General features: G+C 72.7%; 18 protein-coding genes. 10 read left to right on the forward strand and 8 right to left on the reverse strand.

The annotated features are described in order from the left end of the window. Nucleotides 1–8: 8 nt before the first annotated feature. From KU893_RS18565 to KU893_RS18585, 5 genes are all read right to left on the reverse strand, one after another. On the reverse strand, nt 9–1,196 hold the full coding sequence (locus KU893_RS18565; RefSeq protein ID WP_218235877.1) for a PQQ-dependent sugar dehydrogenase: 1,188 nt from the start codon (nt 1,194–1,196) through the stop codon (nt 9–11). Further along, nucleotides 1,193–2,128, reverse strand: a complete 936-nt coding sequence (locus KU893_RS18570; protein WP_218235878.1) for an alpha/beta fold hydrolase — start codon at nt 2,126–2,128, stop codon at nt 1,193–1,195. The genes KU893_RS18565 and KU893_RS18570 overlap by 4 nt, the downstream gene beginning before the upstream one ends. A 41-nt stretch (nt 2,129–2,169) precedes the next feature. Continuing rightward, entirely contained in the window at nt 2,170–2,385 is a 216-nt protein-coding gene (locus KU893_RS18575; RefSeq protein WP_218235879.1) for a hypothetical protein, read from the reverse strand. Between the two features lie 65 nt (nt 2,386–2,450). Further along, on the reverse strand, nt 2,451–3,332 hold the full coding sequence (locus tag KU893_RS18580; RefSeq protein ID WP_257441556.1) for an EamA family transporter: 882 nt from the start codon (nt 3,330–3,332) through the stop codon (nt 2,451–2,453). Between the two features lie 88 nt (nt 3,333–3,420). Beyond that, nucleotides 3,421–5,355, reverse strand: coding sequence for a hypothetical protein (locus KU893_RS18585; RefSeq protein ID WP_218235880.1), 1,935 nt, complete (start codon nt 5,353–5,355; stop codon nt 3,421–3,423). A gap of 77 nt (nt 5,356–5,432) precedes the next feature. On the opposite strand from KU893_RS18585, the gene KU893_RS18590 reads away from it, so the two are divergent. After that, nucleotides 5,433–5,663 carry a hypothetical protein gene (locus KU893_RS18590; RefSeq protein ID WP_218235881.1) on the forward strand — a complete coding sequence of 77 codons (231 nt, stop codon included), beginning with the start codon at nt 5,433–5,435 and terminating at the stop codon, nt 5,661–5,663. A 63-nt stretch (nt 5,664–5,726) separates the two neighbouring features. Here KU893_RS18590 and KU893_RS18595 read toward each other — a convergent pair whose 3' ends face one another. After that, complete coding sequence (locus tag KU893_RS18595) at nt 5,727–7,628, reverse strand: hypothetical protein (RefSeq protein WP_218235882.1); 1,902 nt, start codon at nt 7,626–7,628, stop codon at nt 5,727–5,729. Between the two features lie 225 nt (nt 7,629–7,853). Here KU893_RS18595 and KU893_RS18600 point away from each other — a divergent pair, with 225 nt between their 5' ends. Further along, complete coding sequence (locus KU893_RS18600; protein ID WP_218235883.1) at nt 7,854–10,661, forward strand: ATP-binding protein; 2,808 nt, start codon at nt 7,854–7,856, stop codon at nt 10,659–10,661. On the opposite strand, the gene KU893_RS18605 is transcribed toward KU893_RS18600, so the two are convergent. Then, nucleotides 10,662–10,967, reverse strand: coding sequence for a hypothetical protein (locus KU893_RS18605; protein ID WP_218235884.1), 306 nt, complete (start codon nt 10,965–10,967; stop codon nt 10,662–10,664). A 135-nt stretch (nt 10,968–11,102) separates the two neighbouring features. Here KU893_RS18605 and KU893_RS18610 point away from each other — a divergent pair, with 135 nt between their 5' ends. From KU893_RS18610 to KU893_RS18630, 5 genes are all read left to right on the forward strand, one after another. Further along, nucleotides 11,103–12,182 carry a WD40/YVTN/BNR-like repeat-containing protein gene (locus KU893_RS18610; protein WP_218235885.1) on the forward strand — a complete coding sequence of 360 codons (1,080 nt, stop codon included), beginning with the start codon at nt 11,103–11,105 and terminating at the stop codon, nt 12,180–12,182. Nucleotides 12,183–12,314: 132 nt separating this feature from the next. Next, nucleotides 12,315–14,162, forward strand: coding sequence for a dihydroxy-acid dehydratase (gene ilvD / locus KU893_RS18615; RefSeq protein WP_218235886.1), 1,848 nt, complete (start codon nt 12,315–12,317; stop codon nt 14,160–14,162). 14 nt (nt 14,163–14,176) lie between these two features. Continuing rightward, the gene (locus tag KU893_RS22950) at nt 14,177–15,142 is read left to right on the forward strand and encodes a pyridoxamine 5'-phosphate oxidase family protein (RefSeq protein WP_257441555.1); all 966 of its coding nucleotides are present in this window, start codon (nt 14,177–14,179) and stop codon (nt 15,140–15,142) included. Beyond that, nucleotides 15,139–16,098 carry a hypothetical protein gene (locus KU893_RS18625; protein ID WP_218235887.1) on the forward strand — a complete coding sequence of 320 codons (960 nt, stop codon included), beginning with the start codon at nt 15,139–15,141 and terminating at the stop codon, nt 16,096–16,098. The genes KU893_RS22950 and KU893_RS18625 overlap by 4 nt, the downstream gene beginning before the upstream one ends. Before the next feature lie 36 nt (nt 16,099–16,134). Next, entirely contained in the window at nt 16,135–16,848 is a 714-nt protein-coding gene (locus KU893_RS18630; protein WP_246592862.1) for a GNAT family N-acetyltransferase, read from the forward strand. Between the two features lie 15 nt (nt 16,849–16,863). On the opposite strand, the gene KU893_RS23390 is transcribed toward KU893_RS18630, so the two are convergent. After that, the gene (locus KU893_RS23390) at nt 16,864–20,541 is read right to left on the reverse strand and encodes a S8 family serine peptidase (protein ID WP_218235888.1); all 3,678 of its coding nucleotides are present in this window, start codon (nt 20,539–20,541) and stop codon (nt 16,864–16,866) included. A gap of 131 nt (nt 20,542–20,672) precedes the next feature. Between KU893_RS23390 and KU893_RS18640 the strand changes: the two genes are divergently transcribed. The 3 genes from KU893_RS18640 to ilvN all read left to right on the forward strand — a co-directional run bounded on the left by KU893_RS18640 (nt 20,673) and on the right by ilvN (nt 24,020). After that, complete coding sequence (locus tag KU893_RS18640; protein ID WP_218235889.1) at nt 20,673–21,458, forward strand: CHAD domain-containing protein; 786 nt, start codon at nt 20,673–20,675, stop codon at nt 21,456–21,458. 244 nt (nt 21,459–21,702) lie between these two features. Then, nucleotides 21,703–23,478 (forward strand): acetolactate synthase large subunit, encoded by a 1,776-nt coding sequence (locus KU893_RS18645; RefSeq protein ID WP_218235890.1) that lies wholly within the window; start codon nt 21,703–21,705, stop codon nt 23,476–23,478. A gap of 2 nt (nt 23,479–23,480) precedes the next feature. Continuing rightward, entirely contained in the window at nt 23,481–24,020 is a 540-nt protein-coding gene (ilvN, locus tag KU893_RS18650) for an acetolactate synthase small subunit (protein WP_218235891.1), read from the forward strand. Nucleotides 24,021–24,024 lie beyond the last annotated feature (4 nt).

Consider the following 24,024-nt stretch of genomic DNA (forward strand, 5'->3'; position numbering starts at 1 on the left):
TTTGAGGCTCAGGGCTCGATCAGCAGGATCCGGTCGTCCCCGCCGCCGGGGGTGCCGCGGCCGTCCTTGTTGCTCGTGGTGAGCCACAGCCGTCCGTCGGGGGCGCGGACGACGGTGCGCAGCCGGCCGTACTCGCCGGGCGCGTCCTTCTTGCCCGCGAAGTACGCGGTCGGGTCGCTCACCTGGCCGTCGGCGACCTTGACCCGCCACAGCCGCTCGCCGTTGAGGGCGGCCATCCACAGGTAGCCGCCGGCGTAGGCCAGGCCGGAGGGGGACGCCTCGTCGGTGGACCACGTCAGCTCCGGCTGGGTGTACTTCGCCGGGCCGCCCTTGCCCTCGACGACGGGCCAGCCGTAGTCGGCGCCGGGCACGATCCGGTTGAGCTCGTCGGCCTTGGCGTCCCCGAACTCGGAGGCCCAGAGCAAGCCCTCCTCATCGAAGGCCAGGCCCTCGACGTTGCGGTGGCCCCACGACCAGATCGCGGTCCCGAACGGGTTGCCGGCCGCGGGCTGGCCGTCCGCGGTGATCCGCAGGATCTTGCCGGCGTAGGTGTCCCTGTCCCGGGCGAGCTGGTCGTCGCCGGTCTCGCCGGTGGAGACGTAGAGGAAGCCGTCGGGGCCGAACGCGAGCCGGCCGCCGTCGTGGATCCGGCCGTTGGGGATGCCGGTGAGGATCGGTTCGGTCGGGCCGAGCCGGTCGCCGTCGAGCCTGGCCCGCACGACCCGGTTGTCATTGTCGGTGCAGACGTAGAAGTAGACCAGGCCGTCGGAGGCGAAGGCGGGGGAGACGGCCACGCCGAGCAGGCCGGCCTCGCCGCCGGGCGCGGTCTCGGGGATCTGGCCGACCTCGACGACCTTGCCCTCCTCCTCGGTGGTCGTGCCGTTGCCGCCGACCGGCGGCGGCGTGACGAGGAGGACCCGGCCGCTGTCGCGCTCGGTGACGACGCCGCGGCCGTCGGGCAGGAAGTCGATGCCCCACGGCGTCGCCAGCCCGCTCGCGACGGTGGCGACGACGTCGGGCACGCCGTCGATGGTGAAGATGACCTCGCCGTCGACGACCGATCCGGTCGGGGACGCCGTGGCGGTGCCCACCACGTCGACCGTGCTCACGTTGCCGCCCTGGCCGCAGCCCGCGGTCGTCAGGGCCAGCAGCGCCAGGACGGCGAGCGCGGCCGCGGGGCGGCGCCGGGGCGTCATGACAGCTGCTCCAGGAACTCCAGCAGCAGGCCGTGGACCCGCTCCGGCTGCTCCAGCTGGACGAAGTGGGAGCCGCGCAGCTCGACGTACCTGCTCTGCTTGCCGGTCTCGGTCAGCCGCTTCGAGGCGCTGGCCATGTCGCGGGCGCCCGCCAGGACGTCCCAGGTGGCGGAGACGAACATGGTCGGCACGTCGATCTTGCTGAGCCGTACGCGCGGGTGCCGGGAGGTGCTGATCGCGAGGTGGGCGTACCAGTCGACCGGGGTGGTGGCGAACTCCTGCAGGCCGATCGCCGCCGCCTCGGGGTCGGCAAGGGGGAACATGAACCCGGTCCGGCCCAGCAGCCGCATCGTGTTGGCGGTGATGGGCAGGTGCCGGACCAGCGGGTTGACCGCCCAGCCGGTGTACTGCGCGACGCGACACGCGTTGACGGTGATCGCGCGCGCCACCAGGCGCGGCAGGTGCAGCGGAGCGAGCATCGTGGCGAAGGTGTCGCCGGGGACGCCGCACATCGCGAAGATCCCGCGCACCCGCTCGGGGTGGCGGTAGGTCAGCTCGAAGGCGGTGTTGACCCCCATCGACCAGCCCATGAGCACGGCGCTGTCGATGCCGAAGTGGTCCATGACCGACAGGCCGTCCTGGACGAAGTGCTCGATCTCGACGTGCTTCGGGTCGGCCGGCCGCTCCGAGCCCCCGACGCCGCGGTGGTTCCACGACACCACCCGCACCCCGCAGTCGGGCTCGAGCAGCCAGGGCCACAGGTACGGGTTCGTGCCCAGCCCGTTGCAGAGCACGACGGTCGGGCCGTCGATCTCCCCGTCGGGGTCGTTCGTCCAGGCACGGACGTGGGTCCCGTCGTCGGACAGGATGTCGCGGAAGGCGATCGACGCGGACCGAACACGCTGCTCGGGCCGGGGAGCGGAGGTCGACATGGCGCCGATTGTGCCGGACCGGGCCGCGAAGCGACGGGTCCTCAGGCGTGCAGCGAGACGGAGCCCTCGTGGTCGGGGGTACGGCGGGCGGGGGCGCGAGCCTCGGCGCGGGCGGCGAGGAAGGCCTCGACGTCCTCGCGCTCGGCGCGGCGCTGGGTGCACGCGGTGAGCGCGACCATGGCGTTGCGGCGGGCCCGCTGCTGGAGCGCGACGGACCAGGTGTGGGTGAGACGGAGGACGGGATCAGGCAGTGACATGGCGGTGTCGACTCCGGACGGGGAAGGGGGAGCTCCGAGACTACGACCGGGTCCGGTAGCCCAGGTCACGTCGGGATGACATCTGGGTGAACCCCGGCGCGGGTGGCGCGGGTGGCACCGACACTGGCGGCCACGACGCAGCCGATCGCGACCCACTGCACGGGCGCGAGCGACTCGCCGACCACGACCAGGCCGGCGAGGGCGGCGGCCGCCGGCTCCAGGCTCATCAGGACGCCGAAGGTGGCCGCCGGGAGGGTCCGCAGGGCGGCGAGCTCGGCGCTGTACGGCACCACCGAGCTGAGCAGGCCGACCGCGGCGCCCAGCAGGAGCACCCGCTGGTCGGCCAGGTCGGCCGTGTCGACGGTGAGCAGCAGCGGGCTCACCAGCAGGACGGCCACGAGGCTGGCGACGGCCAGCCCGTCGATGCCCTCCCAACGCCGGCCGGTGGCCGCACTGGACAAGATATAGCCGGACCACGCCGCCCCGGCGAGGACGGCGTACAGGATGCCGAGAGGGTCGAGGTGCCCGCGCTCGAAGCCGAGCAGGAGGACGCCGAGGGCGGCGAGGAGCACCCAGGCGAGGTCGCGCGGCCGACGGAACCCGATCGCCGCGAGGACCAGCGGGCCGATGAACTCGATGGTGACCGCGACGCCGATCGGGATCCGCGAGAAGGACTGGTAGATGCCCCAGTTCATCGCGCCGAGACAGGCGCCGTACCGCACGGCGACGAGCCAGTCCTCGCGGCTGCGGCCGCGCAGGTGGGGTCGCGCCCAGAGCATGAGCACCAGCGAGCTGGTCGCCAGTCGCAGCCACACCACGCCGTTGGGGGCGATGTCGTCGAACAGCAGCTTCGCGAAGCCGGCGCCGAGCTGGACCGACCCGATCCCGAGGAGGACCAGCCCGATCGCCACGCCGAGGGGCGGTCCGTGGCGAGGCGGAGTGTGCACCAGACGAAGGTAGGACGTGTCTCCGCGATGCGACGAACCGCCGATCCCCCACGGATCGGCGGTTCGTCGCCCCGGTGGGCGGGTGGTCCTACTTGGCGGCGACGAGGCCGTCGACGGTGACCTTGCGGCCGGTCTTGCTGACGACCTTCACCTTGAGGGTGCCGGCCTGGACCGTGCCGAGGTCGAGGACCGGGACGGTGACCTGGCCGGCCTTGCCCTTGAGGCTGATCTTCTTCACCAGGGTGCCGTTCCAGTAGACCTTGACCTTGCCGCCCTTCTTGGCCTTGGTGAGCAGGAGGTCGAGGTGGCGGGCCTGGACGCCGGTCAGGGTGAGCTTGCGGCCCTTCTTGGTGGTGGTGGTGACGGTGTTGTTGAAGGCGCCGGCCTTGGTGGTCCGCTTCCACTTCTTGCCGCTCAGGGCGGTGTCGTCGAGCGGGACGGTGGTGCAGCGCTCCTCGGAGCGGAAGCCGAGGTTGTTGGCCTTGTCGGTGCCCTGGGCCTGGAAGCAGTGGGTGCTGCCGAAGGTGCCGGCGAAGGGCTGGGCGGAGGTGTTGGTGACGTTGTCGGCGATGACCTGCTGGGGGCCGAAGCCGCCGTTCCAGGCGGCGGTGCGGACCATGACGTCGGTGCTCTTGACGCCGGACAGGGTGTCGGTGAGGTTCCAGGCGACGTCGAAGCTCGGCGCCGCGACGGCCGTGCCGGGGGCGGTGATCTTCGCGGTCGGGCCGGCGATGTCGAGGAAGTCGGCCTGGACGTAGGAGTTGAAGCCGTTCTCCACGACACCCACGGCCACGACGTTGCCGTCACGGTCCATGTCGGCCGCGAACGCTCCGTTGGCCGGGCCGGCGTCGTACTGGCCCCACGGGAGGACCGGGTTGGTGTGGTGGCGCAGGGTGAGCTGGTCGGCGTCGTTGTGCACGACCACCTGGGCACCCCGGTCCGACACCAGCGGCGCCGTGGGCGTGAAGGTGACCGTGTTGCTCTCGATCACGCTCGCGGTGCCCCAGTCGCTCCCGGGCTGACGCGATGCGAAGCCGACCGCGTAGTCGTCGTTCAGGTACGTCGACCAGGTCGCCACCGCGCGACCGTTGGGGCTCACGTGCAGCGCGCGCTCGGCGGTGTCGACGCCGTCGGGGGAGACGATGTCGAGCCCCGTCACCTCTCCTGCCGGGGTGACGCCCGCGGTCACCGCACGGATCTTGCCGTTCTCCTTGCCGCCGAACAGGATCGTGCCGGCTCCGTCGTCCGCGACATCGACCTGCACGTCCGACACCACGTCGCCGGGCCACGTCGTGCTGTCCGGCGCCGTCCATCCGGTCGTGGGGGTGCGGCGGCTGACCGACGCGACGTAGTCGCCGTCGTGGAATCCGCGGTACGCCACGACGGCATTGCCCGACGGTGAGACCGCGATGCTCGGGTTCACGCCGAGCCCGTCGACCTGGTCGTGCTGGGGTGTCTGCCCCGGCGTCCACGTGGTCACGTGAGCGGCGTGGACAGGGCCGATCACGACGCCCGAGGCCACATAGACCCGGCCTGCGCCGTCCATCGCGACGTCGGTGCTCTCGATCGAGTCGGTGTCGCCGCTGAGGGGGGCCGACCCGTCCCAGGAGTCGTTGGCGAGGTGCCGCGAGCCGCGGACCCGCTCCTCGCCGAGGATGGTCTGGGTCCACACGACGACCGCGTCGCCCTGGTCGTTGGCGGCGACCTGGACGTCGTGGGCGTCGGTCACGGCAGCCGCGGTCACCGCCTTCGGGGCGGCCCACACACCGTCGGTGGCGATGGCGGCGTAGACCTTGGTGCCGCCAGGGACCTCGCGAGCCCAGGCGGCGACGGCGTCGCCGGAGCCGAAGGCGGCGACGTCGACGGAGTTGGGGACGTCGCCGGAGCTGCTGATGTTGCCGCCGTCGATGCCGCCGACGGCTTGGGCGGGGCTGCCGGCGAGGCCGAGGGTGCCGACGGCGAGGGCGGCGGTCGTCAGGCCGAGGAGCTGCTTGCGGATCGAGGTGCTCTTCGTGGTGCGCATGGTGTTCTCCCTGCGAGTGGCGGGCGAGGCCCGGTTCGTTGTGCGTTGGGAGTAGGAGCACCCTGCGGGGGAAGACCTTGCAGGTTTTCCGGAGAACTTTCGCCGGCCCGTTCACCAAGCACGGTCGGGCCCCCGACCTCGACCATGCCGTCCCGTACGACAAGAACGGGCCACCCGGCCAGACCGGCGACCACAACGACACCCCCCTGTCGAGACACCACCGCCGGGCCAAGGCCCACCTGGCCTCCACGGTGCTGCAGCTCGGACCCGACCTGAGCGTCGTCCGGGCTCGTCTCGAGTGGAGATGACACGAACCGCCGGCCCCCACGGACCGGCGGTTCGTCGCCCCCCTCGGGGAACGGGTGGTGCGGCTACTTGGCGGCGACGACGCCGTCGACGGTGACCTTGCGGCCGTTCTTGCTGACGACCTTCACCTTGAGGGTGCCGGCCTGGACGCTGCCGAGGTCGAGGACCGGGACGGTGACCTGGCCCGTGCCCTTGAGGCTGACCTTCTTGACCAGGTGGCCGTTCCAGAACACCTTGACCTTGCCGCCCTTCTTGGCCTTGGTCAGCAGGAGCGAGAGATGGCGGGCCTGGACGCCGGAGAGGATGAGCTTGCGGCCCTTCTTCTTGGTGACGGTGGCGGTGTTGTTGAACGCGCCGGCCTGGGCGATCCGATTCCACTTCTTGCCGCTCAGGGCGGTGTCGTCGAGCGGGACCGTGGTGCAGCGCTTCTCGGTGGTCGTGGCGTTCCCCGACGTGTCGGTGGCCCGCGCCTGGAAGCAGTAGCTCGTGCCGAGGACGGCTGGGAAGGCCGCCGACGTTCCCGGGGCGTTGTCGATCACGACCGCCGCAGCGCCGTGCTGGGCCTGGTTCCATGCGGCGGTGGTCGCGTAGATGTCCGTTCCGGGCTGCAGGCCGGAGAGGGAGTCGGTCACCGACCACGTCAACGGGATCGACGTGGACATGGTGGTGGCGGCACCCGGCTGGCTGAGCGCGAGCGACGGCCCGCCGGCGTCGAAGAAGCGGGCGAAGGCGCCCTCGAGCGGCTTGAGACCGATGGTGACCAGGTTGCCTCCGGCATCGACGTCGGCGGCGGTGTCCGGGAGGTAGCCCTGCTCACTGGTGATCGGGACGAACGGCTGGACCTGGGACGTGCGGTAGTGGGTCACCACCCGGCCGTTTCCGCTGTGCTGGATGGCGCGCAGACCGCCCGCACCGGTCAGGGCGATCGGTCGTTGGGCGTCCGGGAGGGTCCCGGTGAGCGTCGCGGGGTCGCCCGGGTAGGCGCCGTCAGCTGCGGTGGCGTAGCGGATCGACTTCGTTCCGTCCTTCGTCACGACATAGGCGAACAGGGCCCTCCCGTCGTCGTCGATGTCGACGCTCGGCTCCGAGGCGAAGTCCTCGTCGAGGGAGACGAGGTGACCGGTCAGCGCCGTACCGTCGGCGAGGACCGGGCTGGTCTCGGCACGGTAGTAGGCGTTGGACACCACGGAGTAGATGACCTGGCCCTTGCCGTTCTCGCTGATGGCGACGTCGGGCGCCGAGGCGATGTTTCCGGAGTTGGACGTGCTGTCGCCGAGATTCCAGCCCTGACCGGGGGTACGGCGGCTCACCGTCATCACGTCGTTGATCAGGCCGGTGTAGTTGTAGGCGATCAGCGCCTCGCCCTTGGAGTTCACGTCCAGGGCGGGGTTCCAGGCGTCGCTCTCGGAGAGCGTCTTCGGAGCACCCGGGCCGGCACCCAGCGGCCACTCCGTCACGAGCAGCTTGTTGTCGATGTCCTGGCCGTCGACCGTCGCGGCGGCGATAACCAGGCCGTCGCCGGCGACCCCGAGCTGGGGCTGCCCGACGACATCGGTGCCGGAGGGGGTCATCAGGTTCAACCCGGTCCAGCTCGCCGGCCCGGCCTGTCGGCTGACCCGCAGACGGTCGACGCCGCCGACGTTCTCGACCCAGCCGACGGCCGCGGCGCCGCGGCCGTTGCTGGCCAGGACGAGCTTCGTCGCGTCGACGTCGCTGCGGACGACGGCGTGACCGGACCACACGCCGTCGGTGGCGGTGTAGGCGTGGACCGCGCCGTCGATGATGGCGGCGGCGACGGCATCGCCGTCGCCGGTCGACACGACGTCGATGTCGGTCATCGCCCCGTTGGGGAAGGGGACCTTCGTCGGCGTCTTCCAGGCGTCGGCCTGGGCCGGGGTGGCCAGACCGAGGGCCAGGGTGCCGACGGCAAGTGCCGCCGTGGTCAGTCCGAGAAGCTGGGTGCGCATCGTGGTGCCTTTCGCAGGGGGATGATCGACGGGGGTAGGAGCAGCCCGCCGGCAGGACCTTGCAGATCTCCGAGGACCTTTTCCTCGGGAGATCCGGCGCGGCCCGGTGACATCCACCCTCGGTGCCGCCGCCGGGGCGCCACATCCGCGTGCACCACGCAAGCAAGGGGCGAGACCACGCAGACAACACGGAGCCAACGGCTCACAACGATCTACGATGCCGACGTGCGCTCCCCGGTGCTCGTCTCTCGGACCCTCGAACGAGCGCGCCTGCGTGGCGCCCTGGAGGCGCTCGGGCAGGCGCAGGGCGGGCTCTGGGTGCTTCGCGGCGATCCCGGGATCGGCAAGTCGCGGCTCGCGACCGCGCTGGCCGCGGATGCCGCCGAACGAGGCTTCGAGGTGCTGTCCGGCCGCGCCGTCCCCTCGGGTACGCCGACCCCGCTCCGCCCGCTCAGCGAGGCGCTGCTCGGCTGGCTGCGCACCCACGAGGTCCCGGACGACCGCCTGCTGGCGCCGTACCTCCCCACGCTGGCGCGACTCGCGCCCCAGCTCGGCCCGGTCGCGCCCGACGGCGCGTCCTCGGTGATGCTGGTCGGTGAGGGGGTGTTGCGGCTGGCCCGGACCGTCCCGGCACCGGGCCTGGTCCTCGTCGTCGAGGACCTGCACTGGGCCGACCCGGAGACCCTGGCGCTGGTCGAGTACCTCGGCGACAACACCCGCGAGGTCCCGCTCCTCGTGGTGGCGACCAGCCGGCTGCACGAGTCGCCGGTCGCCAACGAGCTGGTCACCGCGCTCGAGCGGCGACACGCCGCCGAGACCGTCGACCTGCAGCCGATGGCCGACGACGACGTGGCCGCGATGGCGCGAGCCTGCCTGGGGGACGAGCCGTCCGACGAGGTGGTGGCCTGGCTGCAGCAGTACAGCGCCGGGTACCCGCTGTTCGTCGAGGAGATGCTCGCCGACCTGCGCGACGCCGGCCTCCTCGAGGGACCGCTGCCGGTCATGGTGCCGCGGCCGTTCGCCCGCTCGGTCGAGGCCCGCCTCGCCGAGGTCGGTACGACGGCCCGCGAGGTCGCCACGGCCGCGGCGATGCTCGGCCCCGAGTTCGACTGGCGGCTGGTCGCGGAGGCACTGGCGCTGCCCGACACCGAGATCGCGGGGTCGCTGCGCGAGCTGCGCGACCAGCGCCTTGTGGTCACCGCGCCGGGTGACCGGTTCGTGTTCCGGCACGCCCTGACCCGGGAGGCGGTGCTCTCCGGGCTGCTCGCCCCGGAGCGCTCACGGCTGGCCGCGCTGCTCGCCGCCGCCCTCGCGGCACGCTCCTCCGACTCGGCTGACGACCACCTCCAGCTCGCCGAGCTCTTCGAGGCCGCCGGCGACGACGACCGGGCGGTCGAGCTGTGGCTGGAGACGGCACGGGACGCGATCGGGCGCGGCGCGCTCGTGAGCGCCGGGGAGGCGGCCGCGCGCGCCCTGCAGCGGTGCAGCCCGGGCAGCGAGCTCGAGAGCCGGGTCCGCGAGACCGAGGTGGAGGTGCACGCGCTGGCCGGCGACGTCCCCCGGGCGCTGGCCGCGGGGGAGCGGCTGACCGCGGAGCTCACCGGCGAGCCGGGCCGGCTGGCCGCCGTACGGCTTCGGTTGGCGCGGGCCCTGCTCGCCGGCGGGAGCTGGAACGAGGCCGAGGCGATGCTGGATGCCGCGGCCGGCCACGACCCGGTGCAGGAGCACGTGCTCGCCGCGCGGCTCGCGCTCGGCCGCGAGGACGACCTCGCCGCCGCGGAGCGGGCGTCGGCGGCGCTGGCGGTGGTGGGGGAGGACCGGCCCGAGATCGCCTGCGAGGCCTGGGAGGTGCTCGGGCGGGCCGTCCGCGCCCGCGACCACGTCGCCGGGGAGGAGGCGTTCGAGGCGGGCTACCGGCTCGCAGACGCCGAGGACCTGCCGCTGTGGAGGTGCCGGCTGCTGGCCGCGCTGGGCGCGCTCGACCTCGCTGCGCGCCGTCCCACCGAGGACCGGCTGGTCGCGGCGCGCCGGATCGCGCTCGAGGTGGGCGCGATCGCCGTCGCCGCCCGGATCGAGATCGACCTCAACCTGGTCCGGATGCGCTACCTCGACCTCGACGAGGCCATGGCGGCGATCGACAACGCCATCGCGATGATGACCCGGCTCCGGCTGCCCGAGCTGCCGACGGCCTACCTGCTGCGCGCTGCGACGCACGGCCTCGCCGGCCGTGCCGACGCCATGGAGGCCGACATCGCGACCGCCGGCGGTATGCCGATGGACGAGGCACTGCGCCTGGTCGGGATCCCCGGACACGTCCGATCGCTCGTCGCCCTCGCCCACGGCCGGTACGAGGAGGCGCGGGTCCAGCTGGAGACCGCGATGGACTACCACCGCCGCACGCCGAGCATGCCCTTCTCGCTGCGCGGCTTCTGGGCGTTGCTCGAGACCGCGCTCGGCGACGGCACCGCCGCGCGCGAGGAGGTCCGCACCGGACCGCAGGCCAACGGCCCCCACAACGCCTTCGCGCTGGGGTACGCCGACGCGATCGCCCTCGGCCGGGCCGGCGAGGCCACCGCGGCGGAGCGGGTCTTCGCCGACGCCGAGTGGGGGCTCCCGGGCCGCGAGCCGTGGCCCGAGCTGCACGCCCGTCTGCTCGTCGCGATCGCCGCGGCCCGCGACGGCTGGGGCACCCCCGAGCCGTGGTTCCGGCACTGCCTCGACGGACTGGTCGGCTACGGCCTCACCGAAGCGGCGTCGGGGTGCCGGGTCGCGATGCGCGAGGCCGGCTTCGCCGTACCCCGCAAGGCGGCGGGTGCCCAGCGCGTCCCGGCGCACCTGCAGCGCCTCGGCGTCACCGCGCGTGAGCACGACGTGCTCGGCCTGGTCGCGGAGGGGCTGCAGAACAAGCAGATCGCCGATCGGCTGTATCTCTCGGTGCGCACCGTCGAGACCCACGTGACCCGGCTGCTCCAGCGCACCGGGTGCGCCGACCGCGGCGAGCTCGCGGCGCACCTGGACCCGCCTGCCTCCTAGCTAGAGGGTGATGCTGGGCCGGGCGGCCAGGCCGAGGTCCTCCACCGCCTCCAACCGCTCGCACCACCATGACCGGACGGTGTCGTGGCTGCCGGGCTCGAGCGCGGCCTCGAGGTCCGGTACGGCGGCCGCGTCGGCCAGCTCCACCACGACCGTGCACCGGTCGTGGTCGGCCGCCAGCAGCCAACGACTGGTCACGAACCCCGGGAGCCGCCGCAGCCACGGCGCGACCTCGCTGCGCAGCCGGGTCAGCACCTCGTCGCTGCGGTCGGGCACGAGGACCAAGGTGGCCAGCAGCGTCGTCATGGCCCCAGCGTCCCCGCCGGGCCGGTGGCGCTACATCCGTGGCCGGTACGGACTCAAGAAATCCCCCGGGCGGCGATGACTTCTGCCGGTGGTCCGGGTCACAGTGGTCAAGACGACCGGCGTGAAGGAGCAGCGATGGCCACGATCCTGATGGTGGGGACCCGCAAGGGGCTCTGGGTGGGGCGCTCGGAGGACCGGGTCGACTGGGACTTCACCGGTCCCCACCACGACATGGAGGAGGTCTACTCCTGTCTGGTCGACACCCGCGGGCCCGTGCCGCGGCTGTTCGCCGGCGCCTCGTCGAGCTGGCTGGGCCCCCAGCTGCGCTGGTCCGACGACCTCGGCGAGACCTGGCAGGAGACGCCCAACGGCGCGATCCGGTTCCCGGAGGGCGCTGGGGCCACCGTCGAGCGGATCTGGCAGGTCGTCCCCGGTGCTGCCGACGGCGTCCTGCACGCCGGCACCGAGCCCGGCGCGGTCTTCACCTCACGCGACGGCGGGGCGAGCTTCGCGCTCGAGGAGGGACTGTGGAACCACCCGCACCGCGCCGAATGGGGTGCCGGCTTCGGCGGCCAGGCCTTCCACACGGTGCTGCCGCATCCCGCCCACCCCGACTCGATGACGGTCGCCATCTCGACCGGCGGCGTCTACCGCACCACCGACGGCGGCGCATCGTGGGAGCCGCGAAACAAGGGCATCCGCGCCGACTTCCTCCCCGAGGACCAGCGCTACCCGGAGTTCGGGCAGTGCGTCCACAAGGTCACCCGCCACCCGTCGCGTCCCGAGCGGCTCTACGCCCAGAACCACGGCGGCGTCTACCGCTCCGACGACGAGGGCGGCTCCTGGACCTCGATCGGCGACGACCTGCCCAGCGACTTCGGGTTCCCGGTCGTCGTCCACCCCCACCGGCCCGACACGATCTGGGTCTTCCCGCTCGGCGGCGGTGACCGCCGCTACCCGCCCGATGCCAACGCCCGCGTGTGGCGCTCCGACGACGCGGGCCAGACCTGGACGGCGTACGGCGACGGGTTGCCCGACGCGTTCTACGTCGGCGTCATGCGCGACGCCCTCTGCGCCGACACCCACGACCCCGCCGGGCTCTACCTCGGCGCCCGCAACGGCTCGGTGTGGGCCTCCGCCGACGACGGCGAGACCTGGCGCTCGATCGTCACCGACCTGCCCGACGTCATGGCGGTCAAGGTCGGGGTCGTGTAGGCGCCTGCCAAGCGCGCCCGCGGTGCCCCGGACCCACCCCGCCGCGATCGCCGCCCCTGCCCGGGACCGCCGGCGCTTAAGGCGGCTGCGGAGGAAATGCTCCCGGCTGGCGCACAGGCGTAGCCTTGCGCCATGCCCACCCTTCGTTCCGCGACGTCCACCTCGGGCCGCAACATGGCCGGCGCGCGTGCCCTGTGGCGCGCCACCGGCATGACCGACTCGGACTTCGGCAAGCCGATCATCGCCATCGCGAACTCGTTCACCGAGTTCGTCCCCGGTCACGTCCACCTGCGTGACCTGGGCAAGATCGTCGCGGAGTCGGTCGTCGCCAACGGCGGTGTCGCGAAGGAGTTCAACACGATCGCCGTCGACGACGGCATCGCGATGGGCCACGGCGGCATGCTCTACTCCCTGCCGAGCCGCGAGCTGATCGCGGACGCGGTGGAGTACATGGTCAACGCCCACTGCGCCGACGCGATCGTGTGCATCTCCAACTGCGACAAGATCACCCCGGGCATGCTGCTGGCGAGCCTGCGCCTCAACATCCCGGTGGTCTTCGTGTCCGGCGGCCCGATGGAGGCCGGCAAGACCACCGCCATCGAGGGCATCGTGCACAGCAAGCTCGACCTGGTCGACGCGATGGTGGCCTCCGCCAACGAGGCCGTCACCGACGAGCAGCTCGACACCATCGAACGCTCGGCGTGCCCGACCTGCGGCTCCTGCTCGGGCATGTTCACCGCCAACTCGATGAACTGCCTGACCGAGGCGATCGGCCTGTCCCTGCCGGGCAACGGCTCGACCCTGGCCACCCACGCCAAGCGCCGGGCGCTGTTCGAGGAGGCCGGCCGGGTCGTGATGGACCTGTGCCGCCGCTACTACGGGGACGACGACGAGTCGGTGCTGCCGCGCAACATCGCCAACCGCGAGGCGTTCGAGAACGCCGTCGCGCTCGACGTCGCGATGGGCGGCTCCACCAACACCGTGCTCCACCTGCTGGCGGCGGCCCGCGAGGCCGAGCTCGACTTCGACGTCCACGACATCGACGCGATCTCCCGTCGCGTGCCGTGCCTCAGCAAGGTCGCCCCCAACTCCCCGAAGTTCCACATGGAGGACGTCCACCGCGCCGGAGGCATCCCCGCCCTGCTCGGCGAGCTGCGCCGCGGCGGCGCGCTCAAGGAGGGCGTCCACTCGGTCCACGCGCCGAACCTCGACGAGTGGCTCGACAAGTGGGACATCCGCAGCGCGAACCCGTCGCCCGAGGCGCTGGAGCTGTTCCAGGCCGCTCCTGGCGGAGTCCGTACGACGGAGCCGTTCTCCACCGAGAACCGCTGGGGCTCCCTCGACACCGACGCGGCGGAGGGCTGCATCCGCGACTTCGAGCACGCCTACTCCGCCGACGGCGGCCTGGCGATCCTGACCGGCAACATCGCCGCGGACGGCTGCGTCGTGAAGACCGCGGGCGTCCCCGACGACTGCCTCGTCTTCCACGGCACCGCGATCGTCTTCGAGTCGCAGGACGCCGCTGTCGAGGGCATCTTGGGCAAGAAGGTCGAGGAGGGCCACGTCGTGGTCATCCGCTACGAGGGGCCCAAGGGCGGCCCCGGCATGCAGGAGATGCTCTACCCGACGGCCTTCCTCAAGGGTCGCGGCCTGGGCCAGAAGTGCGCGCTCATCACCGACGGCCGGTTCTCCGGCGGGACCAGCGGGCTGTCCATCGGGCACATCTCGCCCGAGGCGGCCGGCGGTGGCGTGATCGCGCTGGTCGAGGACGGCGACCCGATCTCGATCGACATCCCCAACCGGACCATCCACCTCGACGTGGACGAGCACACCCTGGCCGCGCGGCGGGTCCTGCAGGAGAAGCGCGACAAGCCGTACACCCCGCTCGACCGGCAGCGGCCCGTCTCGGCAGCGCTGCGGGCCTACGCGTCGATGGCCACCGCGGCCTCCGACGGCGCCTACCGCCGCGTCCCCGAGTGATCGCGGGCTGAGCGGTGGGCAAGGTCCACGCCAGGGTCGAGGGACGGCTCCGGGAGTTCGTCGACGCCCAGCAGGTCTTCTTCGTCGCGACCGCACCACTCGCCGCCGACGGTCACCTCAACCTGTCGCCGCGCGGCATCCCGGGGACCTTCGGCATGGTCGACGAGACCACGTTCGCCTGGCTCGACGGCACCGGCAGCGGCAGTGAGACGATCGCCCACCTGCGCGAGAACGGCCGGATCACGGTGATGTTCTGCGCGTTCGAGGGCGCGCCCAACATCGTGCGCTTCCACGGCCGCGGCCGGGTGGTGACCGTCTACGACGAGGGGTACGCCGACCTGGCCGCCCGGTTCGCCGACCTGCCCGGCGCCCGTGCGGTGGTGGTCGTCGACATCGAGCGGATCTCAGACTCGTGCGGCTGGTCCGTGCCGCTGATGGAGTACGCCGGCGAGCGTGACCTGCTCGCGCCGTACTTCGAGCGCAAGGGGGTCGACGGCTCGGCCGACTACCGCCGCCGCAAGAACCGCACCAGCATCGACGGCCTGCCGGCCTTCGACTTCGACCCGCTCGACGAGTGGGGCACGCTCGAGGGGCTCGGCCGGATCCGCGAGCGGTTCGCCGCGCAGATCGACGGCTGGCGGGCGCCGTACTCCTGGGGGCTCGCCCTCGACGGCGAGCCCGGCCACGTCAACGCGCCCGGCGGCCAGCACGGCCTGCCAGCGGTCATCCTCGCGACGGTGCTCAAGCACGACGGCGCCACGGCGACGCTCGACGTGAGCCGGCAACAGCTGGACGAGGCGATCACGACCCTCGCACCGGCCGCGGCCTGCACCGAGGTCGGTCACCCCAACCTCGCTGCCTGGCGGGCGCTGCGCGACGCGCACGAGGAGCGGGGCGGTGCGATCACGGCCGTCTTCGTCGGGGACGCCGACGACCCCGTGTCCTCCGCGACCGACGCGACCCTGCGCGCCCGCTGGTGACCGGGCCGCACCGCGTCGCCGCCGTCCTCATCGTGGGGTTGGCGCTGCTGCTCGCCGCGTTCACCGACCCGGGACACGGTGACCGCGACCGTGCCGAGCCGCGGCCGGTCCTCGCCGGCGGCGAGGGCGCGACCGCGTCGTCACCGCCCACCCCGCCCACGCTGCCGAGCGGCACCCCGCGCTGGCAGAGCGAGCGGGTGCTCCCGGACCGCGGGATGCTCATCGCCTACTACGGCACGGCAGGGAGCGGTTCGCTCGGCGTGCTGGGGGAGACGTCGCCGCGGAGGGCATTGCGCCGGCTGCAGCACGCGGCCGCGCCGTTCGAGCGCCCGGGCCGCCCGGTCCGCCCGGTGTTCGAGCTGATCGTCACCGTCGCCGACGGCCACCCCGGCAAGGACCGCGACTTCAGCCACGACATCGGCCGGGACGCCGTACGGACGTACGTCGACGCGGCCCGTGAGCTCGGCGCCCTCCTCGTGCTCGACATCCAGCCCGGTCGCTCCGACTTCCTCGAGGTCGCGCGGCGGTGGGAGTGGGCGCTCGAGCAACCCCACGTCAGCCTCGCCATCGACCCGGAGTGGCGGGTGCGGCGCGGCCAGCGCCCCGCCCAGGTGATCGGCAGCGTGGGCGCCGGCGAGGTCAACCGCACCAGCGCCTGGCTGTCGCAGCTCGTCGTCGAGCACGACCTGCCCGAGAAGCTGTTCGTGGTCCACCAGTTCCGGACCGCCATGGTGCGTCACATCGGCCGGGTCAAGCCTCGCGACGGCCTCCAGCTCCTCCAGCACGTCGACGGCTTCGGCACCCGCGGCCAGAAGCTCGCCACCTACCGAGCCGTCGCCCGCCCGGACATCTTCGCGATGGGCTTCAAGCTGTTCTACGACGAGGACGTGCACCGGATGGGTGCGAAGGCGGTCCACCGGATCCGCCCGCGCGTCCGCTTCGTGTCCTTCCAGTGAGCCGCCAGTGAGCCACCCGTGAGTGAGGGGATGTCGATGGAGACCAACGAGCACGGTCAGGGGATCGGCGCCCCGGTTCCCGGGTGGGAGCCGCGCCCCTGGCCCGAGCCGGTCCTGCTGGAGGGCCGGTACGTCGCCGTCGAGCCCCTCGGCTCGGCCCGCTACGCCGAGCTGTTCGCCGCGACCTGCGGAGCCGAGGACGCCGGCCTGTGGACCTATCGGCCGGTCCCGAGGCCGCGCACCCTGCCCGAGCTGTGGATGCACCTGGCCGCTCACGTCGACGACCCCGCGACCGTGACCTTCGCGCTGGTCCCGTTGGAGGGCGACGCCGCGGGGACGGCGGCCGGCCTCGCGTCGTACATGAGGATCGAGCCGGGCCACGGCCAGGTCGAGGTCGGCGGCGTCCTGTTCGGCCGCGCGCTGCAGCGCACGCGGGCGGCCACCGAGGCGATCCACCTGCTGATGCGGCACGCCTTCGACCTGGGCTACCGGCGCTTCGAGTGGAAGTGCGACAGTCTCAACGAGCCGTCGCGGCGCGCCGCGCTGCGGCTCGGGTTCGTCGAGGAGGGCCGGTTCCGCAACCACATGGTGGTCCAGGGCCGCAGCCGCGACACCGACTGGTTCTCGGTCACCGACGCCGAGTGGCCGGCCGTGCGCGCCGTCCACGAGCGGTGGCTCGACCACGCGAACTTCGACGCCGCCGGCCGGCAGCGAACGGCGCTGTCGAGCAGGAGGGGCGTGTCCGGCTGAGGTCGCGCCCCGACCTCAGCGGCGCACCTTCAGCGTGGCGCTCGCCTCGCTGCCCAAGGTGGTGCCGCTGCCGGGATAGGAGACCACGATCCTCACCTTGCCCGTCCTCAGGTAGCGCGGCAGCCGCAGCCTGGCCTCGCCGTTCACGAGCATCAGCGTGGCGTCCACCCGGCGCCCGGCGCCGGTGAGGCGGACCCTCACGCTGCCGCTCGCCGCGGCTCCTGCGCTGCTCACGCGGATGGTCAGCGGCACCCGCTTGCCCCGGACCCTCGGCCTGCGCGCCGTGCTCAGGGTCACGGCGGAGGACTGCTGGGCGGCCGGCGGGGTGGCGTTGACGCTCACCGTGCCGCTGATGGTCTCCTCGCGCGTACCCGGGTCGTCGGTGGTGTGCCGCAGGGTCCGGGTGATCACCGCCCCGGCCGGCTGGCCGGCGTCGACCGTCGCCTGGTAGGTCAGCACGACCGGGTCGCCGGCGGCGATCCTGGCCGCGGCGGCGAGCTGGGCCCGGGTGCCGTGCCAGGTGACGGTGCCACCGGCGAGGCTGCCGCCGCCCGTGATGGACGACGCGACCACGCTCATGCCGGGCCCGGGGGCGTCGTGGATGGTGTAGACGGGCTCGGTGCCGGGCAGGTCGGGGGCGATGCGCACGCGGTAGGTGACCGGTTCGCCGGGGCCGGCAGCGGTGCTGGCGGTGTCGGCAGCGATGTCGCCGGACGGATCGCGGCGCAACCGGATCAGGGTCGCCTGGTCCGCGATGAACAGCACCGCAGTCGAGGAGCCACTGGTCAGGTCGGCCAGGTCCCAGGTCGCGCGGACCCGGGCCTGGCCGCTGGTCGCCGGCGTGACCGTGAGCCGGCCGTCGGCCGCACCGGTGAGCAGGAGGTTGCGGTCGTAGGCGTCGCCGGCGGGGCTGCCCGCGTAGCTCTGCACCAGGACCCACCAGGTGCCCGGCGTGGGATTGCGGATCAGGCAGCGCTCGGCGGATCCGTAGCGGCCCGAGGCGCACTTCAAGGTGGCGTTCGACGGCATGGCGCCGGTGCCGAGGTAGAGGTCGAGGTCGGCATCGCCGGTGTGGCCCACACCGACGCGCAGGGCGGTCGTGCCGTCCGGAACCGTCACCGGGTACCAGTCCACCTGTCCGAGATCGTCGAAGACGTTGGCGGGGGTGGGGTCGGGCAGCACCGAGCGGTGCTCGGTCTGGACGTCGGCGAGGCTGGTGACGGACAGCGGGGTGGTCTCGGTGGCACGCACCCCCGGCAGGATCACCGAGGACGCGCTCCGGCGGGCGGTCACTGTGGAGGACAGGGGAGCGCGGTGGGTGCCGACCTTCACCGACACGGGGAGGTGGAGCGTCCCGGAGTCGGAACCGACGGGAGGCGTGAGGACGACGCTGCCCTCGAGCCACTTGCCGGACGTGGCGCCGGACACGTCGGCGGTGACGTCGAGGGTGGCGGTGTCGCCGGAGGCGAGCGTGAAGGTGCTGTTGCTGGTGGCCAGGGTCAGGCCGGGGGCGGCCGACGTCGAGACGGTCCAGGTGCCGGCGCCGGTCGCGGTGGCCTCGAGGGTGCGCGACCAGGAGCAGTCGGCGACGCACGTCGAGTCCATCAGCGCCGGCATGTTGAGCTGACGAGGATCGCCGTCCTGGTCCGGGTCGGCGGCCAGGTAGTCGGCCGTGGTGATGTCGAGGACCAGCCCGGCCTTCGCGGCTGCCGGCAGGTCGATCCGGCCCGCCCCCTGCTCGTGCCAGGTGGCGGGGCCACGGTCGATGTCGCGGACCCCGGCGTCGGCGCTGCTCATCAGCGCGGACTGCACCTCGGCGGGCGTCCAGTCCGGGTGCAGGTCGGCGAGCAGCGCGGTGCCGCCCGCGACGTGCGGCGAGGCCATCGACGTGCCGGAGAGGGTGCCGTAGGCGACCGCGTTGTCGGTGCCGTAGGCCGCCAGGACCTCGACGCCCGGCGCCGCCACCTGCGGGGCGAGGGTGTCGGCGGCCCGGTTCGGGCCGCGGCTGGAGAAGTCGGCGAGCACGTCGACCGGTGCGGCGTCCTCGGGGGTCCGGGGGCCGGTGAGCGTGGTGGTGGCGGGGGCGGGGGACCGCTCGGCCAGCCAGCCGCGGAGGGCGTCGGCGTCGGCCTTCGAGAGATGGACGGTCGCGATGCTGTGGGGGTCGTAGTTGATGGACTGTCCCGCGCTCGTGTTGGCGAGGATCATCCCGACGGCGCCGCGGGCCGCGACGGCGGTCGACTTGTCGGTCCGGGCAGTGGTCCCGCGGTCGCAGATGACCACGGCGTCGGTGAGGTCCGCGGTGGTCAGGTCCTGGGAACGGCACTGGCCCTGGAAGCTGCCGGTGCCGTAGGCGCGCGCGTCGATGATGGTCGCGGTGATGGGCGCCGGGGGTGCGGGGTAGCTGCCGCCGCCCCGGATGTCCGGGAGGCCGGCGCCGCCCGACGTGGTGTCGATGACGGCGTTCGCCAGGTACGGCGCTCGGCTCGTCGCGGCCACGGAGGTGGCCCAGGGGATGTCGCCGGAGGCGACCAGGGTCGAGCCGCCGTCGGCGGGGGCGCCGGTCGCGGTGGCGTTGTTGCCCGCCGAGGTGACGAAGCGGATGCCCGCGTGGCGCGCGCTGAGGATCGCCTTCGACTTCGGGTCGTGCCACAGGTCGGTGACGTTGGCCAGGTTGGTGGAGCCGATCGAGTGGTTGAGGACGTCGACGCCGTCGCGGATCGCCTGGTCGATCGCGGCGATCACGCTGCTGTCGGGACAGCCGGCTCCGTTGACGCACACGTCGTAGGAGATGAGGTTGGCGTGCGGGGCGACGCCGGCGATGACGGTCGGCGGTGGACCGGGGACCTGCTGCTGGTTCCCGGCGGCGGTGGAGGCGACGTGGCTGCCGTGGCCCTGGGAGTCGTAGCGCGCGGTCTCGGCGCCGAAGCGGTAGGCGCCGATCAGCTTCTCGGTGCACCCCCAGTCGGCTTGGTAGTCGGGGTCGGCCGGGTCGCACATGCCCAGGTAGTTGCCTGCGCCGCGCGGGTTGGTGTGGACGTAGCCGTCGCCGCCGTCGGCGGTCGGGACGGTCGTGGCGAAGGCCGGGTTCGCCGGGTTGATCCCGCTGTCGATGATGCCGATCAGCATCCCCTCGCCCCGGGTGCCCTCGGGAAGCCCCGTGCCGTCCCAGAGCGCCGGGGCGCCGATCGTGTCGAGCTCGACGCTGCTGAGCGTGGCCACGTGGTCGACCGTGACGCTCGCGACGCCGGCGAGCTCGCTGACCTTGCGGGCCTGGCCCCGGGTCAGCTCGACGGCGAAGCCGTTGATCGCCTCGGTGTAGGTCTGGCTCACCTCGGCGGCGGCACCCACGATGGCAGAGACCTCGGCGATCACCCCACGCTGCTTGGTGCGCAGCTCGCGCCGGTAGGACGAGGCGGACGGCGCCTTCGTCACCGTGGAGCCGTCGTCGTTGAGCGTGCGGGTCGGCACCGACTGGCCATGGAGCTGCACGAGGTAGGTCTCGGCGCCGGATGCGGTGCCGAGGTCCAGGAACGTCTTGCCCGGGCCGCTCGGGGTGACCGGCTCGTCGTGGGCGGCCGGCACGATCTCAGGTGCGCCCGGCTGCGCCGTGGCCGCGCCGGGGAGGCAGGCACCGGCCAGGGCCGACGCGAGCAGGACGGCGAGGGGGAGGACACGGCGGCGAGCGGACACGGGCTTCCTTCGGCAGGGGGCGGGCGCGAGCGGCGCGGGGCCGGGGCTCGTGGAGACTAGCGGGCCCGGCGGGGCGCCGGACTCGGGACGGCGTCCCGGTCGGAGGTGGGTGCGTCCGGCAGACTGGGCCCGTGCCCGACACCCGGACTGGCGAGCTGCTCGGCACCGTGATCGGGGACCTGGTCGCCGGCATCCGTGAGCGGCGCGAGCCGGCGCTGGCCGACGAGCCGGACGCGGTCCACCAGCTGCGCACCTCGGTACGCCGGCTGCGCAACGTGCTGGCCGGCTTCGGACGCTACGTCGAGAAGCGGCCGGCCCGGGAGCTGCGCGACCACCTGGCGTCGTACGGCGCCGTGCTCGGCGCGGGCCGAGACCTGGAGGTCCGGGCTGAGGACTGTCGTCGGGTGCTGGCCGAGCTCGGCCGAACCGACCTCGAGCCCGCCCTGGTCGCGCCCCTCCTGGCCGCCCACGGCGGTGCACACGCGGTCCTCGTCGACTGGCACGCCTCCCCGGACGCGGTGGCGCTGGACCGCCTGCTCGAGCAGTGGGCCGAGGACCCGCCGTTCACCCATCGGGCGCGCCGGCCGGCCGGGCCGGCGACGGCGAAGGTGCTGCGCCGCGAGGTACGTCGCGTGCTGGACCGGGCGGCCGACGGGGAGACGTCCCACGAGGTCCGCAAGGCCGCGCGTCGGCTGCGCCACGTCGCCGACGCGCTGGGGGAGGCCGCGCTGGCGTCCGCGGGCAAGGACATCCAGGGCCGGCTCGGGGACCACCGCGACGCCCTCCTGCTCGCGGGCCACCTGGGGGCCGCCGGTGCGCCGGCCGCGGTGATCGCCCATGTCGAGACCGCCGCCAGCCGGACGCTGGACGGCCTGCCGGAGGCTCTCGCCGCGCTCCGCGAGGTGGACGGATCCTGAGACTGCCGTCTTGCCATCTGAGACGTTGTGCGACACTGGTTCGACGGCACGACGTGCGACGGCTACGGTGATTCCATGCATGACCTGCTTCTCGTACGCACCGGACGCGCCGGCTGAGCCTGACCAGGACAATCCGTCAGTCAACCGCCAGCGCGTCCACCCCTCGTTGCCCAGCAACCGAGGGGTTTTTTGTTGAGTTACGACCAGCAGTTCGGCCCACCACAGCAGACAAGGAACGACTCGGATGAGTGAGCAGCAGGGCTCGGGCGCCAACTCCCAGGAACATGGCATCACCGGAGCACAGAGCCTGGTCCGGTCCCTCGAGGCGGCCGGGGTCACCGACATCTTCGGAATCCCGGGTGGAGCGATCCTCCCGGCCTACGACCCCCTGATGGACAGCAGCATCCGCCACATCCTCGTGCGCCACGAGCAGGGTGCCGGCCACGCCGCGCAGGGGTACGCCGCCGCGTCCGGCAGGGTCGGCGTCTGCATGGCGACCTCCGGGCCCGGTGCGACCAACCTGGTCACGCCGCTGGCCGACGCCCACATGGACTCGCTGCCGATGGTCGCGATCACCGGGCAGGTCGGCGCCTCGCTGATCGGGACCGACGCCTTCCAGGAGGCGGACATCCGCGGCATCACGATGCCGATCACCAAGCACAGCTTCCTGGTCACCGACCCCGCGGAGATCCCGACCAAGATCGCCGAGGCGTTCCACATCGCCTCCACCGGCCGCCCCGGCCCGGTTCTGGTCGACGTCACCAAGTCGGCGCTGCAGTCCACGACCAGCTTCGCGTGGCCCACCGAGCTGAACCTGCCCGGCTACCGCCCGGTGACCCGGCCGCACGCCAAGCAGATCCGCGAGGCCGCCCGCCTCATGCTCGAGTCGCGCAAGCCGGTCCTGTACGTCGGCGGCGGCACCATCCGCTCCGGCGCCTCCAAGGAGCTGCTGGCCCTCGCCGAGCTCACCGGCATCCCCGTGGTCACCACGCTGATGGCCCGCGGCGCGTTCCCTGACAGCCACCCGCAGCACCTCGGCATGCCCGGCATGCACGGCACCGTGGCGGCCGTCGCGGCGCTGCAGAAGAGCGACCTGATCATCAGCCTGGGCGCCCGCTTCGACGACCGCGTCACCGGCAACCTCGACTCGTTCGCGCCCAACGCGTTGGTCATCCACGCCGACATCGACCCGGCCGAGATCGGGAAGAACCGGTTCGCCGACGTCCCGATCGTGGGCGACGTCCGCGAGGTGCTGGTCGACCTGATCACCACCCTGCGCACCGAGCAGGAGGCCGGCCGCACCGGCGACTACGAGGGCTGGGTCGCGTTCTGCGCCGGCGTGAAGAAGAAGTACCCGCTGGGCTACGACCGTCCCGCCGACGGCGGCCTGGCGCCGCAGTACGTCCTCGAGCGCCTCGGCGCCATCTCCGGTCCCGACACGATCTACACCGCGGGCGTCGGCCAGCACCAGATGTGGGCTGCGCACTTCGTCGGCTACGAACGCCCCAACACCTGGATCAACTCCGGCGGCCTCGGCACCATGGGCTTCTCGGTCCCGGCCGCGATGGGCGCGAAGGTCGCGATGCCCGACCAGACCGTGTGGTCGATCGATGGCGACGGCTGCTTCCAGATGACCAACCAGGAGCTCGCCACCTGCGCGATCAACAACATCCCGATCAAGGTCGCGGTCATCAACAACGAGTCGCTCGGCATGGTGCGGCAGTGGCAGACGCTGTTCTACAACTCGCGCTACTCCAACACCGACCTGCACTCGAAGCGGATCCCCGACTTCGTGAAGCTCGCCGACGCCTACGGCTGCGTGGGCCTGGCCTGCGAGTCGCCCGACGACGTCGACGCGACCATCCGCAAGGCGATGGAGATCAACGACGTGCCCGTGGTCGTCGACTTCCGGGTCCACCGCGACGCCATGGTGTGGCCGATGGTGGCGGCGGGCACGAGCAACGACGACATCAAGTACGCGCGCGACCTCGCGCCCCAGTTCGACGAGGATGACCTGTAGAGATGGCGAAGCACACCCTGTCCGTCCTCGTCGAGGACAAGCCCGGCGTCCTGGCCCGCATCTCCGCGCTGTTCAGCCGCCGCGGCTTCAACATCGAGTCGCTCGCGGTGGGTCCGACCGAGCACTCCGAGATCTCGCGGATGACCATCGTGGTCAACGTCGACTCCTCGCCGCTCGAGCAGGTGACCAAGCAGCTCAACAAGCTGGTCGAGGTCATCAAGATCGTCGAGCTCGACCCGACCGCCTCGGTCAACCGCGAGCTGGTGCTGGTCAAGGTCGGCGCCACCGCGGAGAACCGCGGCGAGGTGCTCGACGTCGTCCAGCTGTTCAAGGCGAAGGTCATCGACGTCGCCTCGGACGCGATCACCATGCAGATCGTCGGGAACGACGGCAAGATCGCTGACTTCCTGCGCGTGCTGGAGCCCTTCGGGATCCGCGAGCTCGTGCAGTCCGGCATGGTGGCCATCGGCCGCGGGCCGCGCTCCATCTCGGAGCGCAGCAAGCCCGTCGCCGTCCCGGTGCCGCCCGCCGCCCACGCCTGACAAC

Origin of the sequence: Nocardioides daeguensis (genome assembly GCF_019192965.1) — a bacterium.
In the GTDB taxonomy this organism is placed as follows: Bacteria; Actinomycetota; Actinomycetes; order Propionibacteriales; family Nocardioidaceae; genus Nocardioides; species Nocardioides daeguensis.

Excerpts from the sequence above, each read along its gene's own strand:
- KU893_RS18565 (WP_218235877.1), bottom strand. The coding sequence starts at position 1,196 with ATGACGCCCCGGCGCCGCCCCGCGGCCGCGCTCGCCGTCCTGGCGCTG.
- KU893_RS18570 (WP_218235878.1), bottom strand. The coding sequence starts at position 2,128 with ATGTCGACCTCCGCTCCCCGGCCCGAGCAGCGTGTTCGGTCCGCGTCG.
- KU893_RS18575 (WP_218235879.1), bottom strand. The coding sequence starts at position 2,385 with ATGTCACTGCCTGATCCCGTCCTCCGTCTCACCCACACCTGGTCCGTC.
- KU893_RS18585 (WP_218235880.1), bottom strand. The coding sequence starts at position 5,355 with ATGCGCACCACGAAGAGCACCTCGATCCGCAAGCAGCTCCTCGGCCTG.
- KU893_RS18595 (WP_218235882.1), bottom strand. The coding sequence starts at position 7,628 with ATGCGCACCCAGCTTCTCGGACTGACCACGGCGGCACTTGCCGTCGGC.
- KU893_RS18605 (WP_218235884.1), bottom strand. The coding sequence starts at position 10,967 with ATGACGACGCTGCTGGCCACCTTGGTCCTCGTGCCCGACCGCAGCGAC.
- KU893_RS18610 (WP_218235885.1), top strand. The coding sequence starts at position 11,103 with ATGGCCACGATCCTGATGGTGGGGACCCGCAAGGGGCTCTGGGTGGGG.
- ilvD (WP_218235886.1), top strand. The coding sequence starts at position 12,315 with ATGCCCACCCTTCGTTCCGCGACGTCCACCTCGGGCCGCAACATGGCC.
- KU893_RS18630 (WP_246592862.1), top strand. The coding sequence starts at position 16,135 with ATGGAGACCAACGAGCACGGTCAGGGGATCGGCGCCCCGGTTCCCGGG.
- KU893_RS18645 (WP_218235890.1), top strand. The coding sequence starts at position 21,703 with ATGAGTGAGCAGCAGGGCTCGGGCGCCAACTCCCAGGAACATGGCATC.
- ilvN (WP_218235891.1), top strand. The coding sequence starts at position 23,481 with ATGGCGAAGCACACCCTGTCCGTCCTCGTCGAGGACAAGCCCGGCGTC.